The 15520-nt window shown below is 72.7% G+C and carries 10 protein-coding genes; 4 read left to right on the forward strand and 6 right to left on the reverse strand.

What is annotated here, in order from left to right; translation table 11 throughout:
* Window position 1: 1 nt before the first annotated feature.
* The 6 genes from IEY99_RS01370 to IEY99_RS01395 form a co-directional block, all read right to left on the reverse strand.
* Window positions 2-3226 (reverse strand): cyclic nucleotide-binding protein, encoded by a 3225-nt coding sequence (locus IEY99_RS01370; RefSeq protein ID WP_189198826.1) that lies wholly within the window; start codon window positions 3224-3226, stop codon window positions 2-4.
* 215 nt (window positions 3227-3441) lie between these two features.
* Window positions 3442-5001 (reverse strand): S1C family serine protease, encoded by a 1560-nt coding sequence (locus tag IEY99_RS01375; protein ID WP_189198827.1) that lies wholly within the window; start codon window positions 4999-5001, stop codon window positions 3442-3444.
* A gap of 80 nt (window positions 5002-5081) precedes the next feature.
* Window positions 5082-6647 (reverse strand): sensor histidine kinase, encoded by a 1566-nt coding sequence (locus tag IEY99_RS01380; protein ID WP_189198828.1) that lies wholly within the window; start codon window positions 6645-6647, stop codon window positions 5082-5084.
* 7 nt (window positions 6648-6654) lie between these two features.
* Window positions 6655-7380, reverse strand: coding sequence for a response regulator transcription factor (locus IEY99_RS01385; RefSeq protein WP_373293295.1), 726 nt, complete (start codon window positions 7378-7380; stop codon window positions 6655-6657).
* A gap of 58 nt (window positions 7381-7438) precedes the next feature.
* On the reverse strand, window positions 7439-8206 hold the full coding sequence (locus IEY99_RS01390; protein ID WP_189198830.1) for a lysophospholipid acyltransferase family protein: 768 nt from the start codon (window positions 8204-8206) through the stop codon (window positions 7439-7441).
* Window positions 8203-8967, reverse strand: coding sequence for a GNAT family N-acetyltransferase (locus IEY99_RS01395; RefSeq protein ID WP_189198831.1), 765 nt, complete (start codon window positions 8965-8967; stop codon window positions 8203-8205). Before IEY99_RS01395 ends, IEY99_RS01390 begins: the two co-directional genes overlap by 4 nt.
* Window positions 8968-9071: 104 nt before the next feature.
* On the opposite strand from IEY99_RS01395, the gene IEY99_RS01400 reads away from it, so the two are divergent.
* The 4 genes from IEY99_RS01400 (at window position 9072) to IEY99_RS01415 (ending at window position 15409) form a co-directional block, all read left to right on the forward strand.
* Entirely contained in the window at window positions 9072-9722 is a 651-nt protein-coding gene (locus IEY99_RS01400; RefSeq protein WP_189198832.1) for a hotdog fold domain-containing protein, read from the forward strand.
* Between the two features lie 30 nt (window positions 9723-9752).
* Window positions 9753-10673, forward strand: a complete 921-nt coding sequence (locus IEY99_RS01405) for an ABC transporter ATP-binding protein (protein WP_189198833.1) — start codon at window positions 9753-9755, stop codon at window positions 10671-10673.
* On the forward strand, window positions 10670-11500 hold the full coding sequence (locus tag IEY99_RS01410; protein ID WP_189198834.1) for an ABC transporter permease: 831 nt from the start codon (window positions 10670-10672) through the stop codon (window positions 11498-11500). Before IEY99_RS01405 ends, IEY99_RS01410 begins: the two co-directional genes overlap by 4 nt.
* A 141-nt stretch (window positions 11501-11641) precedes the next feature.
* Complete coding sequence (locus IEY99_RS01415) at window positions 11642-15409, forward strand: multifunctional oxoglutarate decarboxylase/oxoglutarate dehydrogenase thiamine pyrophosphate-binding subunit/dihydrolipoyllysine-residue succinyltransferase subunit (RefSeq protein ID WP_373293266.1); 3768 nt, start codon at window positions 11642-11644, stop codon at window positions 15407-15409.
* Window positions 15410-15520: the final 111 nt, after the last annotated feature.

Here is a 15520-nt window from a genome sequence, read left to right on the forward strand (position 1 = left end):
GTCATCCAATCACGGGTGGCAGCACGATCACGGGTGGGGGCGGCGGCTCGGACGGTGGTTCCTCGGGCGGCGGCGGTGGGTTGTCCGGGGGCGGCGGCGGATTGTCCGGCCGCGGCGGAGGCGGGGGCTCCGACGGCGGATCCTGCGGCCGCGACGGCGGCGTCTGGGGATTCGACGGCGGGTCCTCGGGCTCCGTGGACGGCCGGCTGGGCCGCGATTCGGGCGGCGGTGGCGGCCTCAGCGTGGGCCGCGTCGGCGGATCCGCGGTCGCCGGCGGCGGGTTCGGCCCGCCCGGCGGCACCGGAACGGTCGGCGGCAGCGGCACGGTCGTCGACTCCGTGGGCGGGGTCGCGCTCGGCGACGGCGCCTCGGACGGCGTTGCGGGGGGCGGGTCGTCGGGCGTCTGGCTGGGCGAGCCGGCCGGAGGCGCCACGGGTACGCCGTCGCCACAGCTCAGCGACGTCGCGGCGGCCATCTCCGGAGTGCCCGCGACGTACACCCGGCCGGTGGCGACGGTGACCGCGCCGGGGTCGACCGCGAACCACGCCGCACCGTTATTGGTGACGTCACCGGCACCCAGCCGCGTCACGGTCAGGCTGAGCGGCTCGTACGCCCCGCTGGTGCTGCCGGTGTCGGCGAGCACCCGCCCGGTCTCGACGCTGAGTGCGCCGTGCGGTACCCGCCGGCGTCCGGCGTCGGTGACGAGCGTGCCGAGCTCGACCTGCGTGCCCGGGCAGAGCAGGCTCGCCGAACCGCCCTGGAAGGTCAGCCGCCCGGAGGCCTTGGCCGGCACGTCGACGCGCGTGCCCCGGGCGACGTAGCGGCGGTCACCCGCGGCGAGGCGCACCGGGCGGCCGTCGATCGTGGCGGTCACCGTGCCGCGCTCGGAGGTGAGCAGCGCCCGGTCGGTCGGCATCTCGGCCCAGGCCGGGCCGGGCGCGAGGTTCATACCCGTCAGCAGGAGCGAGAGCAGGAGCAGCAGCAGGACCAGCCACCACAGGCGCCGCTCGAAGCGGCGGTCCACGTCGGGGTCCTCGGTGCCGTCCGGGGGGCCGGGCGGTGCCGCGAGGGGCGGGTACACGCCGGCGGAGTGCACGCCGGTGGCGGACTCGGCCCGGGCCGCCGCGGTCCCGGCCAGCCGGGCCGGCGGGCCGATCAGCGGCGGAAGGTCGGCGGCGTCGGGGACGATCCACAGCCGGGTGGGCGTCCTCGTCTGGGCGACCTCGCCCGGGCTGCCGTCCCCGACCGGGCCGATCAGGGTGCCGCGGCGCAGCTCGACCCCGTCGGGCATGGCGATCACACCGGACTCGACGACGACCGCGTGGGTCGGTCCGGGCAGGACGACCGGCGCGCCCGGCTCCAGGTCGAGGGGGTGCGCCGAGGCGATCACGGCCAGGCGCTCGTCCCCGTCCAGCGCGGCGAGGGCGGGCGTGTCGGCGAAGAGCGCCTCGGCCTCGGCGCGGTCGGCCGGCGGCGGGCCCGGCAGCGGTCCGACCACGCTCGCGATCGCCGCCGAGGGCAGGGCGAGCAGCGTGGTGCCGGCGGTGTGCCAGTCCAGCGCCGAGGCCCGGCCGGTGAGGGCGGTGGCCAGCCCGACGACGCCGCCGGCGCCGACGTGGTGGCGGATCGTGCCGCCCGGGTCGCCCGGCTTGCGGGCTTGCATCGCGCCGTCGACGACGACGTACACGGACTGCTGCGCGCCGCCCGCCAGGACCATCGGGGTGCCCGACGGCGGGCGCAGCCAGTGCGCCTGCGCGGCGAGCTCGGCCAGCGCCCGGTCGCTCAGGCCGGCCAGGTCGGACTTGCGCAGGGCGGCGAGCCGCCGCGGGGCGTCGGCCTCGCGCTCCTTCTCGCTCGCGCGCAGGCGCGCCCGGCGCCACCACCGGGCCAGCGCGGAGACGCCCAGGTGGACCAGCGGGGCGCAGAGTCCGCCCACGACGAGGACGAGCAGCGTCTTGCCGCCGATGCCGCTGTGCCACAGGCCGGTGACGAGGCCCGCCACCCGGTCGGCCCAGATGCGGTAGGCGAGGTTGGCCGCGATCGCCAGCCACAGCACCGCGAGGATGCCGTAGAGCGCGACGAGGCGGCCCTCCCGGTCCAGCCCGCTCCACGCCGGCGGGCGGCCGCGCAGCCGGCTGGTGACCCAGGCGAGTCCCCGGCCCCGCAGGTTCGGGATCTCCAGCCAGTCCATCAGCAGGTAGTAGCCGTCCAGCGCCAGGAGCGGGTTGAGGTTGAACAGCGCGTTCAGATACCAGGCGAAGGCCAGCTTGAACGCGAGCGGGCCCAGGGCGGGCACGGCGAACCCGACGAGCTGCAGGGAGCCGGCCAGGACCAGGCCGGTGGCGGGACCGGCCGCGGTGACCAGCATGCGTGAGCGCCGGCCGGCCATCCACACGTCGGTGGTGTCCACGAAGACCGACGGGATGCCGAAGAAGACCAGGAAACCGGCGGCGGGCACCTCCCGCCCGGCATGTTTGGTCGCGAGGGCGTGGCCGAGCTCATGACTGGCCAGTGCCAGCAGGTTGAGCAGCAGCAGGACGACCGCGCCGAGCAGGTACGACCCGCCGGTCAGGAACAGCGCCTGGCTTCCGCGCCACCACGTGGCCACGAACAGAGCGATGCCGGCCACGGCCAGCACCGCCATCACGATCGCGGCGGCGCGGGTGAAGAGCAGCCGGCCGCCGCCGCGGTAGAGCGCGGTGACGAAGCGGTCGACGTCGACGACGAGCATCCGGCGGCCGCGCGCGGCGGCGAGCAGGCCGCGGCCCACCCGCTGCGGCAGCGGCTTGCGGTCGAGCTCCTGCAGCGGGCGGAAGGCGTCCACCGGCAGCTCGTCGAGCATCCGGTTGGCGGCCAGGTCGGCGACGACCCGGCGGACCTGGTCGGGCGCGAGCCGCCCGGCGAGGCGGGCGAACTCGGCGACCAGGCGGGCCACCGTCTGCGCGCCGTCCATCAGCTGCGCGAGCTGCCACTCCTCCGGGGTCAGCCGAAGGTAGCAGGCCCGGCCCCCCTGATCGGGGGAGCGCAGCATCACGTACGTGCTGCCACGGACGCTGGTCAGCTCGGCGACCTCGATCCCCGCGCGCAGCACGGGCTTCGCGCGAGCCGGGTTGAGCCGGTCGACGACGGCGCTCCAGAGGCCGGGATCGGCGGGACCGAGCGGCTCACCGGGCGCGCGGCCGGCCAGGGCTTCCCAGACGCTCATCCGGGTCTCGACGTAGGTCACTCAGGTCGGCCTTCCACTTCGCTATGGCGAGATGGAGAGTAGGCGGTCCGCCGGGGCGAGCGCGAGCCCCCGATTTGCCACTCGGCGCCCGATAGCGCACAGAGTGGACACGAAAGGTGCGGTGGACGGCCGTGACCAACCCCCTTGGTCACGACCGCCCACCGCCCGGGGAGTGGTGCCGCCCGACGGTCCGGCCGGCACCCCGTGGCCGCGGGTCAGGAGGCCTCGGCCAGCGTGGCGTTGACCTTCTGCTCCTGTCCGTTGCGGGTGAAGGTGATGGATACGGTGTCGCCGACCTTGCCGGCCTGGATGATCGCCACCAGGTCGTCGGAGTCGTTGATCGTCTTGCCGTTCACCGACTTGATGACGTCGCCCCGCTCGAGCCCGGCCTTCGCGGCCGCGCTGTTCGGGCTGACCAGGCCGACCAGGGCGCCGCCGCCCTCGGCCGGGTTCACGCTGACACCGAGCGCCGGGTGGCTCACCTTCTCGCCCCGCATCAGCGCCTCGGCGACGGTCTTCACCTTGTCGCTCGGGATGGCGAAGCCCAGGCCGATGTTGCCGGAGCCGGCGCCCGAGGTCGCGATGGCCGAGTTGATGCCGATGACCTGCCCGTTGGTGTTGACCAGCGCGCCGCCCGAGTTGCCCGGGTTGATCGGCGCGTCGGTCTGCAGCAGGCCGGACATCGACGTCGCGCCGGACTGCTGCCGCTGCCCGCCGAAGGGGTTCGGCGGCTGGTCCTCGCTGCCGCCGGACTGGATGGTGCGGTCCTTGGCGCTGATGATGCCCTCGGTCACCGACCCCTCCAGGCCCAGCGGGCTGCCCAGCGCCAGCACGGTGTCGCCCACCTGCATGTCGGCACTGGAGCCGAACTTCGCGGGCTTGAGGCCGTCGACGCCCTCGACCTTGACCACGGCCAGATCGGTACGCGGGTCGGTGCCGGTGACCTTGCCGTCCGCCTGCTTGCCATCCGCGAAGATGACCAGGACCGCGCCGCCCGGCGCCGTGGCGACCACGTGGTTGTTGGTGACGATGAAGCCCTTGTCGTCGAGGATGACGCCGGAGCCCTCGCCGTTCTGCGTCTTGATGGAGACGACGCTGTCCTTCACCGCGGCGACGATCTGCGCGAGCGAGGACCGGTCGACGACCCGGGTGACCGAGGCGTTGCTCGTCTGCACGGTGCCCGTGTCGTTGTCGTCGTCCAGGGCGAGCGCCGCGGCGGCGCCGACACCGCCGGCGCCGAGGGCGATCACCAGGGCGGCGGCCCCGGCGGCGAGCATCCGGCGGCCGCGACCGGCATGCGCCGGCTCACGCGGCGGCTCGGTGCCCACGGCCGTCGCCCAGATCGGCGCGCCGGAGCCGCCCTGCCACATCCCCTCCGCGCCGGGCTGAGGCTGGCCGGGGTGGGAGGAGCCGGGGTGCGACGGGTACTGCTGGCCGGGGTGCGGCTGGCCGTACGGCGCCCCGGACTGCCACGGCGAGCCGGTCCACTGCTGCGCCGCGCCCGGGTGGGCCACCCCGGGGTGCGCGGGCGCGGGCGGAGCGGACGGCGCGGGCGGCGCCGAGTGGGGCTGGCCGAGGTGGGAGGCGCCGGGGTGCGGCTGGCCGGGCTGGGGCTGCCAGGACGCCGGCGGGTTCGGCACGGGCTGCTGAACCGTCGTGTCGGACTCTCCCCGCTCCGGGCTGCTGCCTGCGGGGGAGGCGTCCGCGGGCCGGTGCGACGACTCCCCGGGCGAGGAGCTCTCGTGCCGCTGCGGGTTGGTCTCGTGCTCGTTCATAGGGACAACTCTGCCCCGGAGCGCTCCGACAGACCTGTGCTGACCCTGAAGGTTTTCTGGGAATGCCGAAGCCGGAAAAATCAGGACTCGCCGGGAGCGATCGCGGGCAGGGACACCCGGAACGTGGCGCCCTGACCCGGCTCGCTGACGACCTCCACGGTGCCGTGGTGGGCCCGTACGATCGCCGCCACGATGGCGAGGCCGAGGCCCGTGCCGGTGGCATCCCCGTCGGTGCGCCGGGTCCTCGCCTCGTCCGCCCGGTAGAACCGCTCGAAGACGTGTTCGCGCTGCTCGGGCTTGAGCCCGGGCCCGGTGTCGGCGATCTCGATCACCACCCGGTCGCCCGGCGCGGTCGACAGCGACAGCTTCACGGAGGCGTCCGGCGGCGTGTGCACCAGGGCGTTGGTCATGAGGTTGCCGATCACCTGCCGCAGCCGCGCGTCGTCCCCGTACGCGATCAGCCGCTCCGGCTCGTCACGCAGGTCGAGCTCGATCGTCCGGTCCGGCGCGGTGGCCCGCGCGGCGTGCACGGCGTCCAGCGCGAGCACAGGAAGCTCCACCGGCGCGAGGGTGACCGGCCGCTCCCGGTCCAGCCGGGCGAGCAGCAGCAGATCCTCCACGAGCAGGCCCATGCGGGCGGCCTCGTCCTCGATCCGGCGCAGGATGCGGGCAGTGTCCTCGGGGGCGGCCACCGCGCCCTGGCGGTAGAGCTCGGCGAACCCGCGGATGGACGTCAACGGGGTCCGCAGCTCGTGCGAGGCGTCCGCGATGAACTGCCGCATCTTCGACTCGGAGCGCACCGCCCGCGCCTCGGAGGCGCGGGCGGCCTCGGCGGCGTCGCGGGCCTGCGACTCCGCGGCCCGGGCGGCGGTCTCGGAGAGCGCGCGGGCGGTGAAGGCCGCCTCGATCTGGGCGAGCATCGCGTTCAACGCCCGGGACAGCCGGCCCAGCTCGGTCTGCGGCTCCCCCTCGTCGGGCTCGGGATCGGGCACGCGCTGGGTGAGGTCCCCGGCCGCGATGGCCGCGGCGGTGCGCTCGATCTGCAACAGCGGGATCAGGCTCTGCCGGACGATGGCGGCGCCGATCGCGGCGAGGGCGAAGAGCACGCCGGCGCCGACCAGGACGTCCACCCAGACCAGCCGCGAGATCGCGTCGTCGATGCCGACCAGCCGCTGCCCGACGTGCTGCACCGACCCGTCCGCGTAGGTGACCAGCATCCGCCAGTGCACCTGGCCGTCGGCAGAGCTCACCGTGTACGGCTTGTCGACGTGCCGGTTGACGTCGTCGAGCCCCTTCACCAGGGGAGGCAGCTGCGAGCGGTCGAGCGACGGGTCGTACTTCTCCTCGTCGGGGTCACCGATGCCGTCGACGGTGGTCAGGTTGTAGTAGTAGTCGGCGGGAAGGATGATCCAAACGTTGGTTTTCCGCTCGTTCCGCTCGTCGACCAGCTCGGTGAAGCGCACCAGCTGCGCGTCCAGCCGACTGATCATGTAACTGTGCAGCGCATACGTGCTCGCCGCGCTGATCAGGGTCAGCGCGGCGAAGACCAGGACGAGCACGGCCGCGACCAGCTTGGTGCGCAGGGGCACCCGGCGGAGCCCGGTCTGCAGCGGGACGTGACTGCGGACCCGGTCGGTGAGGGTCACCGGTGGCTCAGGCGGCCGGTTTGCGCAGGACGTACCCGACGCCGCGGAGCGTGTGGATCAGGCGCGGCTGCACGTTGTCCACCTTGCGCCGCAGATAGGAGATGTACGACTCCACGATGTTGTCGTCGCCCCGGAAGTCGTACTTCCACACGTGGTCGAGGATCTGCGCCTTGGAGAGCACCCGGTTGGCGTTGAGCATCAGATAGCGCAGCAGCTTGAACTCCGTCGGCGAGAGCTGCACGCGCTGGCCCGCGCGGTAGACCTCGTGCGTCTCCTCGTCGAGCTCGAGGTCGGCGAAGACCAGGCGCGAGGGCTCCTCGTCGCCGGCGTTCGTGCGGCGCAGCACCGCCCGGATGCGCGCGGTGAGCTCCTCCAGGCTGAACGGCTTGGTCACGTAGTCGTCGCCGCCGAGGGTGAGGCCGCGGATCTTGTCGTCGGTGCCGTCGCGGGCGGTCAGGAAGACGACCGGCGTGCGGGCGCCACCCTCGCGCATGAGCCGGATGACCTCGAAGCCGTCGAGGTCGGGCAGCATCACGTCCAGGACGACGAGGTCGGGGGTGGCGCTCTTGGCCGCGCTCACGGCGGCGCTGCCGCTGGTCGCGGTGCTGACGTCGAACCCGGCGAAACGCAGGCTGGCGGAGAGCAGCTCGAGGATGTTGGCGTCGTCCTCGACGACGAGGAGCTTCGCCTCGGTCTGCTTCCCCTGGGTCTGTGTGGCGGCCATGGCCACCATCTTCACGCAGATCGCTGCACCGGCGCTGCACGCCGCCTGAAAGTTTTCTGTGAGGCCGTCAGGCGGCGAGATCGAACGTCGTGGCCCGGACTCCGGCGGACGCCTGCGCGGCCCGGGCCAGGGAACGCCGGTCCGCGCCCGGCTCGGGACGCAACGCCGGGGCGCCGACGAGGGTCACCGTCAGGTCCCGCAGGGCCGCCACCCGGCGTACCGACGCCCACAGCGTGTCGTCGCCGATGAAGGACGCCGACGGTGACCCGTACCGGATGGAGATCGGGACCACGGCGGCGCGCGCGTCGACCGCGGCCTGGAACACCGCGGGCCGGAAGCGGCCGCCCTCGGCGCCGCAGAACGTCGTGCCCTCGGGGAAGACCGCGACCGAGCGGCCGGCCCGCAGCGCGGCGGTGACCTCGGCGACCGTCTCCGGCAGGCGCCTCGGCCGGTCCCGGTCGACGAAGATCGCGCCGGCCGACCGGGCGATCCTGCCCACCGCCGGCCAGGTGCCGACCTCTCGCTTGGCCACCAGCGTGACCGGCGCCACGGCCAACAACGCCAGCACGTCGAGCCACGAGATGTGGTTGGCCACGAGCAGGCTGCCCGGCTTCGGAACGGGACCGCGCCACACCAGCCGCACCCCCAGAGCCGCCAGCAGGCCGCGGGCCACCCTCCGGACCGCGCCGCCGCGCAGCAGCGGCACCAGGACCAACCCCCCGGCAAGTACGGCGGCAACCGCACCCAACCGCAGCACCGTGGCGAGCCCGCCCACGGCGTCGTCCCCGCCCGGCCGGCACCGCGGCCCGCACGACGACACCGGCTGCCAGGTCATCGCGTCGCCCCGAGGAAGTGCCGCCGGTAACGGGGATCCATCCGGTCCATGGAGAACAGCACGTAGAAGTCGGCACAGTCGAAGTCCGGGTCGTACGCGGGCTCGCCACACACCCAGCTCCCCAGCCGCAGGTAGCCCTTGAGCAGCGGCGGCGGCTGCACCCGGGGGTCGCCCGCGAGCTCGGTCCCGGCGAGCCAGTTCCGGCGCGGCTGCACCCGCAGGGCCGGTGGGGACAGGTGCTTGTCGCGCACCCGGGCCCAGACCCCGGCCGCGGTGTGTCCGCCGTCGGCCAGCGGCACCGAGGCGCAGCCGCCCAGCCAGCGCAGGTTGTGCAGGTGCAGGTAGCGCGCGATGCCGGCCCACATCAGGTTGACCACCGCGCCGGAGCGGTGGTCGGGGTGCACGCACGACCGGCCGGTCTCCACGAGCTGCTCCCGCAGCGGGCTCAGGCCGCTCATGATGAACTCGCCGTCGCCGTAGCGGCGCCCGGCGCGCTCGGCGGCCCGCGGGGTCATCATCCGGTAGGTGCCGACCACGTCGCCGGTCGCGTCGTCGCGCACGATCAGGTGGTCGCAGAACTCGTCGAACTCGTCGCAGTCCCGCCCGTCGGGCGTCGCGCCGCGCAGGGTGGCGCCGAGCTCGGTGGCGAAGACGTCGTGGCGCAGGCGCTGCGCGGCCGCGACGAGGCTGGCGTCGTCGGCGATGAGGAGCGAGTAGCCGCTGGTCCCGGTGGGTGCGGCGGCGGTCATCAGTACCGTCATGAAACTTGTGTAAGGCTCGCGATCGCCGGGGGCGTGGCGCACCGGGTGGTGGTGGATGACCGGCAAGTGAACGCCTTGTCGTACCGGCGTGAGATGGTCTGGCCATGCTGATTCCCGCGCGTTTCAACGGTCCGCCCGGTTCCGGCAACGGCGGCTGGTCCGCCGGCACCTTCGCCGTCGAGGCCGGTGCGGGCGCCGACGGCCGGGCGTTCGAGGTGACGCTGCGCGTGCCGCCCCCGCTGGAGACCCCGCTCACCCTGTCGGGGACCAAGGTGCTCGATCCGGCGGGCACGCTCGTCGCCGAGGTGACGGCGGACGCCGACGCCGGTCCGGGAGTGCCCGTCGCGGCGCCCGGCGACGCGGGTCCCTACCCCGGTTTCACGGACCACCCCTTCCCCGGGTGCTACGTCTGCGGCCCGGAGCACCCCGCCGGCCTGCGCATCTTCCCCGGCCCCCTGCCGGACGGGCGGATGGCCGCCGCGTGGGAGGTCCCGCCGGACGTCACGGTGGCGACGATGTGGGCGGCGCTCGACTGCCCGGGCGGCTGGTCCGCCCTGCAGACCGGCCGCGTCTTCGTGCTCGGCCGGATCGCGGTGGCGGTCGATGCGCTGCCCGCGCCGGGCGACCGGTGCGTGGTCGTGGGCGCCCCGGTCGGCGCCGAGGGGCGCAAGGCAGTGGTTGATTCGACCGTGTACGCCCCGGACGGCTCCCCGCTCGCCCGAGGACGGGCCACATGGATTGCGGTCAACCGGTAACTTGATCTATTCAACGACGGGGAGGAACCAGTGGCGACAGCCGGCCAGGGAGAGATCGTGGTCTCCCAGCTCACCAAGCAATACAAGAAACTACGGGCGGTCGACAACCTGTCGTTCACCGTACGGCCCGGCCGCGTGACCGGTTTCCTCGGTCCCAACGGCGCCGGCAAGACCACCACCCTGCGGATGATGCTCGGGCTGGTCCGGCCCACCGCGGGCACGGCCACGTTCTCCGGCGTCCGCTACGTCGACCTCGACCACCCGGTCCGCCACGTCGGCGCGGTGCTCGAGGCGTCCAGCGCGCACAAGGGCCGCACCGGCATCAACCACCTGCGGGTCATCTGCGCCTCCGCGGGTCTGCCGCGGCAGGCCGCCGACGAGGCGCTCGCCAAGGTCGGGCTGGCCCCGGCGGCGAAGCGCAAGTTCAAGGGCTACTCGCTGGGCATGAAGCAGCGCCTGGGCATCGCGGCAGCGCTGCTGGGCGACCCGAAGGTGCTGATCCTCGACGAGCCCGCCAACGGCCTCGACCCCGAGGGCATCCGCTGGCTGCGCGACCTGCTCAAGTTCCTGGCCGCCGAGGGGCGCACGGTGCTCGTCTCCAGCCACCTGCTGGCCGAGATGCAGCAGCTCGCCGACGACGTCGTGATCATCGCGGCGGGCCGGCTGGTCCGCCAGGGTCCGGTCGACGAGGTGCTCGGCTCGATGGCCGGGCTGACCCAGGTCCGGGTGCGCACCCCGCGGGCCGCCGACCTGGCCGCGGCGCTGTCCGCGCAGCAGGCCAGCGTCACCACGCTGCCCGACGAGACCCTGATGGTGACCGGCCTGGAGCCGGCCCGGGTGGGCAACATCGCCTTCACCGCCGGGATCGAGCTGCACGAGCTCACCGGCGAGAAGGCCGACCTCGAACAGGTGTTCCTGCAGCTGACGGCCGGAAAGGCGGGCATCCGATGAACCTCGTCCGAGCCGAACTTCTCAAGATCCGCTCCACCAACACCTGGTGGATCTTCGGTCTCATCGCCCTGCCGCTCTGGGCGGCCGCCCTGCTCTACAACTGGGCCATGAGCGAGTTCCTCGTGAGCGCGGACAACGCGGGCGAGGGGCTCGAGGGCACCCAGGCCGAGCAGATGCGCGCCGTCTCGGAAACGGTCAACATCGCGAGCAACCTCTTCACCAGCGGGCAGTTCTTCGGCCTCCTGGTCGTCCTGGTGCTCGCCGCGATCGTGGTCACCAACGAGTACTTCCACCAGACGGCGACCACCACCTTCCTGGTGACGCCCCGCCGCGAGTCGGTGATCCTGGCGAAGCTGGGCGCGGCCGTCATCCTCGGCGCCATCTTCTGGCTGGTCACCACGGTGCTCAACCTGATCGCCGTGCCGTTCGTGATGGACGCGCTCAACATCGGCACCCAGCTCGGCGAGCCGGCGGTGTGGCGGGCGATCGGGCTCAACGGGCTGGCGTACGCCCTCTGGGCGATCCTCGGCGTCGGCGCCGGCGTGCTCATCCGCAGCCAGATCGGCGCGGCGATCACGCTCAGCGCCGTGTACGTGGTCGGCTTCACCAGCGTCGCGGGAGTCTTCGCCCTGCTGACCCAGAAGTTCGGCGAATGGTTCGGCTACCTGCAGGTGCTCGTGCCGTCGACCGCCTCCAATCTCATGATCTCCGGCACGGAGCTGCCCGGCAGCCCGCCGCGCTGGGTCGGCGCGGTCGTGCTGATCGGGTATGCCCTGTTCCTGGGCGGTCTCGGCACCTGGATCGCGAAGCGGCGCGACGTCACCTGACGTGTCCATCGGGTCACACCGCCCACATCCGCCTCATACCGTAGGTCACAGTCGGGACGTGCGAATGGCTATGCCGATCCCACGGCGTAGCCTTGACGCCGAATCCTTCGTGCTCTGTGACGAACGTCGCGTGCTGACAACATGGTGAAAGAGGCGAACACGGAAGTGTCGACCCAGCAGACTTCGCATGAGAATCCACTCGCGGATTTCGGTCCCAACGAGTGGATCGTCGACGAGATGTACCAGCGCTATCTGGCCGACCCCACGAGCGTCGACCCCGCCTGGCACGACTTCTTCGCCGACTACAAGCCGGCCACGGCCTCGGGCTCGATCGCGACGCCCGACGAGGCGACGGCCGCCAACGCGAAGGCCACGGCCGCGAAGGCCGGCACCGATGCACCCGCCGCCGCGACGGTCGCGCCCGCGAAGCCGGCCGTCCCGGCGGCGCCGGCCGCGACCCCGGCGCCCGCCCCCGCGGCGGCGCCGGCCGCGCCGAAGGCCGCCCCGGCCCCGGCGAGCGCCAAGGCCGCCGCGAACGGCGCCGTCCCGGCCGACGCCAAGGTGACCACGCTGCGCGGCGTCGCCGCCAAGATCGTGCAGAACATGGGCGCCTCCCTCGAGGTGCCGACCGCCACCTCGGTGCGCGCCGTGCCGGCCAAGCTGCTGGTCGACAACCGCATCGTCATCAACAACCACCTGGCCCGGGGCCGCGGTGGCAAGGTCAGCTTCACCCACCTCATCGGCTGGGCGCTGGTCCGCTCGGTCATGGCCCACCCGGAGATGAACAACTCCTTCGCCGAGGTCGACGGCAAGCCCGCCCTCGTGCAGCCGGAGCACATCAACCTCGGCATCGCCATCGACCTGGTCAAGAAGGACGGCTCCCGCACGCTGGTCGTGCCGTCCGTCAAGAACTGCGAGCAGCTCGACTTCCGGCAGTTCTGGCAGGCGTACGAGGACATCGTCCGGCGGGCCCGCCGCAACGAGCTCACCATGGACGACTACGCCGGGACGACGATCTCGCTGACCAACCCCGGCGGCATCGGCACGGTGCACTCCATCCCGCGGCTGATGACGGGCCAGAGCGCCATCATCGGCGTGGGCGCGATGGAGTACCCGGCTCCGTACTCCGGCATGTCCGACGAGACCCTCACCGAGCACGGCGTCAGCAAGGTCACCACGCTGACCAGCACCTACGACCACCGGGTCATCCAGGGCGCGCAGTCCGGCGAGTTCCTCAAGACGATGCACGAGCTGCTGCTCGGCGAGCACTCCTTCTACGACGACATCTTCACCTCGCTGCGCATCCCGTACGAGCCGGTGCGCTGGGTGCGCGACGTCGCCCGGACCTCCGAGGGGCAGATCGACAAGGCCGCCCGGGTGGTCGAGCTGATCCACGCGTACCGGGTGCGCGGTCACCTGATGGCCGACACCGACCCGCTCGAGTTCAAGATCCGCCGGCACCCCGACCTGGACGTGCTCCAGCACGGGCTGACCCTGTGGGACCTCGACCGGACCTTCCCGGTCGGCGGCTTCGCCGGCAAGCAGAAGATGCGGCTGCGCGACGTGCTCGGCGTGCTGCGCGACACCTACTGCCGCCGGGTCGGCATCGAGTACATGCACATCCAGGGCCCCGAGGAGCGGCGCTGGATCCAGGACCGGATCGAGATCAAGTACACCAAGCCGAACCAGGACGAGCAGAAGCACGTCCTCAACCGGCTCAACGCCGCCGAGGCGTTCGAGACCTTCCTGCAGACCAAGTACGTCGGGCAGAAGCGCTTCTCGCTGGAGGGCGGCGAGTCGCTGATCCCGCTGCTCGACGCCGTCCTGCAGTCGTCGGCCGAGGCCGGCCTCGACGAGATGGTCATCGGCATGGCCCACCGCGGGCGGCTCAACGTGCTCGCGAACATCGTCGGCAAGCCGTACGAGAAGATCTTCAACGAGTTCGAGGGTCAGATGGACCCGAAGTCGGCGCACGGCTCGGGCGACGTCAAGTACCACCTCGGCCAGACCGGCAAGTACACGACGCCCGACGGCGAGAACTCCACGACCGTCAGCGTGGTCGCCAACCCGTCCCACCTCGAGGCCGTCGACCCGGTGCTCGAGGGCATCGTGCGCGCCAAGCAGGACCGCCTCGACCTCGGCCTGCACGGCTACACGGTGCTGCCGGTGCTGGTGCACGGCGACGCCGCGTTCGCCGGCCAGGGCGTCGTGGCCGAGACGCTGAACCTCTCCCAGCTGCGCGGCTACCGCACCGGCGGCACGGTCCACGTCGTGGTCAACAACCAGGTCGGCTTCACCACCGCCCCGGAGTACAGCCGCTCGTCGCTCTACTCGACCGACGTGGCCCGCATGATCCAGGCGCCGATCTTCCACGTCAACGGCGACGACCCCGAGGCCGTCGTCCGCGTCGCCAAGCTGGCCTTCGAATACCGCCAGGCGTTCAACAAGGACGTCGTCATCGACCTGGTCTGCTACCGCCGCCGCGGCCACAACGAGGGCGACGACCCGTCGATGACCAACCCGCGGATGTACCAGATCATCGACACCAAGCGCTCGGTCCGCAAGCTCTACACCGAAGAGCTGATCGGCCGCGGCGACATCACCGTGGACGACGCCCAGGAGCAGCTGCGCGACTACCAGTCGCAGCTGGAGAAGGTCTTCAAGGCGACCCGCGACGCGGCGGGTTCCCCGCCCCGGGTGCGCCCGGCCCCCGGCGACGAGCCGGAGCCCCAGGTGGACACCGCGATCGACGCGGGCGTGGTGAAGTCGATCGGCCAGGCGCACATCGAACTCCCCGAGGGCTTCACCCCGCACAAGCGGGTGCAGCAGCTCCTCGAACGGCGCGCCAAGATGGCCACCGAGGGCGGCATCGACTGGGGCTTCGGCGAGCTGATCGCCTTCGGCTCCCTGCTCACCCAGGGCGTCACCGTCCGGCTCGCCGGCCAGGACTCGCGCCGGGGCACCTTCACCTCCCGGCACGCCTCGATCGTCGACGCCAAGACCGGCGACGACTTCCTGCCGCTGTCCACGCTGGCCACCGGCAACGCCCGCTTCTTCGTCCACGACTCGCTGCTCAGCGAGTACGCGGCCATGGGCTTCGAGTACGGCTACTCGGTGGAGAACCCGGACGCGCTGGTCCTCTGGGAGGCCCAGTTCGGCGACTTCGTCAACGGCGCTCAGTCGATCGTGGACGAGTTCATCTCCTCCGGTGAGGCCAAGTGGGGGCAGCAGTCGTCGCTCGTACTGCTGCTGCCGCACGGCATGGAGGGCCAGGGCCCGGACCACTCGTCCGGCCGGCCGGAGCGGTTCCTGCAGCTCTGCGCGCAGGACAACATGCGCGTGGCCAACCCGACCACCCCGGCGAACTACTTCCACCTGCTGCGCCGCCAGGCGCTGTCGACCAAGCGCAAGCCGCTGGTCGTCTTCTCGCCCAAGTCCCTGCTGCGCCACAAGCTCGCGGTGTCGTCGGTCGCCGACTTCACCAGCGGCACGTTCCAGCCGGTGCTGGGCGACGCCGGGATCAACGGCACGCCGCTGGACGCCTCGGCGGTCAAGCGGGTCCTGCTCTGCTCGGGCAAGGTCTACTACGACCTGTTCCAGGCCCGCGCCGAGCGCGGCAGCACCGACACGGCGATCATCCGGATGGAGCAGATCTACCCGCTGCCCGTCGCGGAGCTCAAGGCCGTGCTGAACCAGTTCCCCGAGGCCGAGGACTTCGCCTGGGTGCAGGAGGAGCCGGCCAACCAGGGCGCCTGGTCGTTCGTGGCGCTCAACCTCCTGGAGCACCTGGAGGGCGTGCGCCTGCGCCGCATCTCGCGTCCCGCGGCGGCCGCGCCCGCGGTCGGCTCGGCGAAGATGCACGAGGCCGAGCAGTCGGCCCTGATCGAGGCGGCGTTGCCGCGCCCGTAAGGCGATCGACGATGGGGCGCCTTGCCGGTGGCAAGGCGCCCCTCGGTCGTTCCGGGGCGTCGTCGTGCCGCGCCGAACCCATTGTCGAGTCCGACTCCGGCACCGGTGCGG

This window comes from Couchioplanes azureus (genome assembly GCF_014648355.1).
In the GTDB taxonomy this organism is placed as follows: domain Bacteria; phylum Actinomycetota; class Actinomycetes; order Mycobacteriales; family Micromonosporaceae; genus Actinoplanes; species Actinoplanes azureus.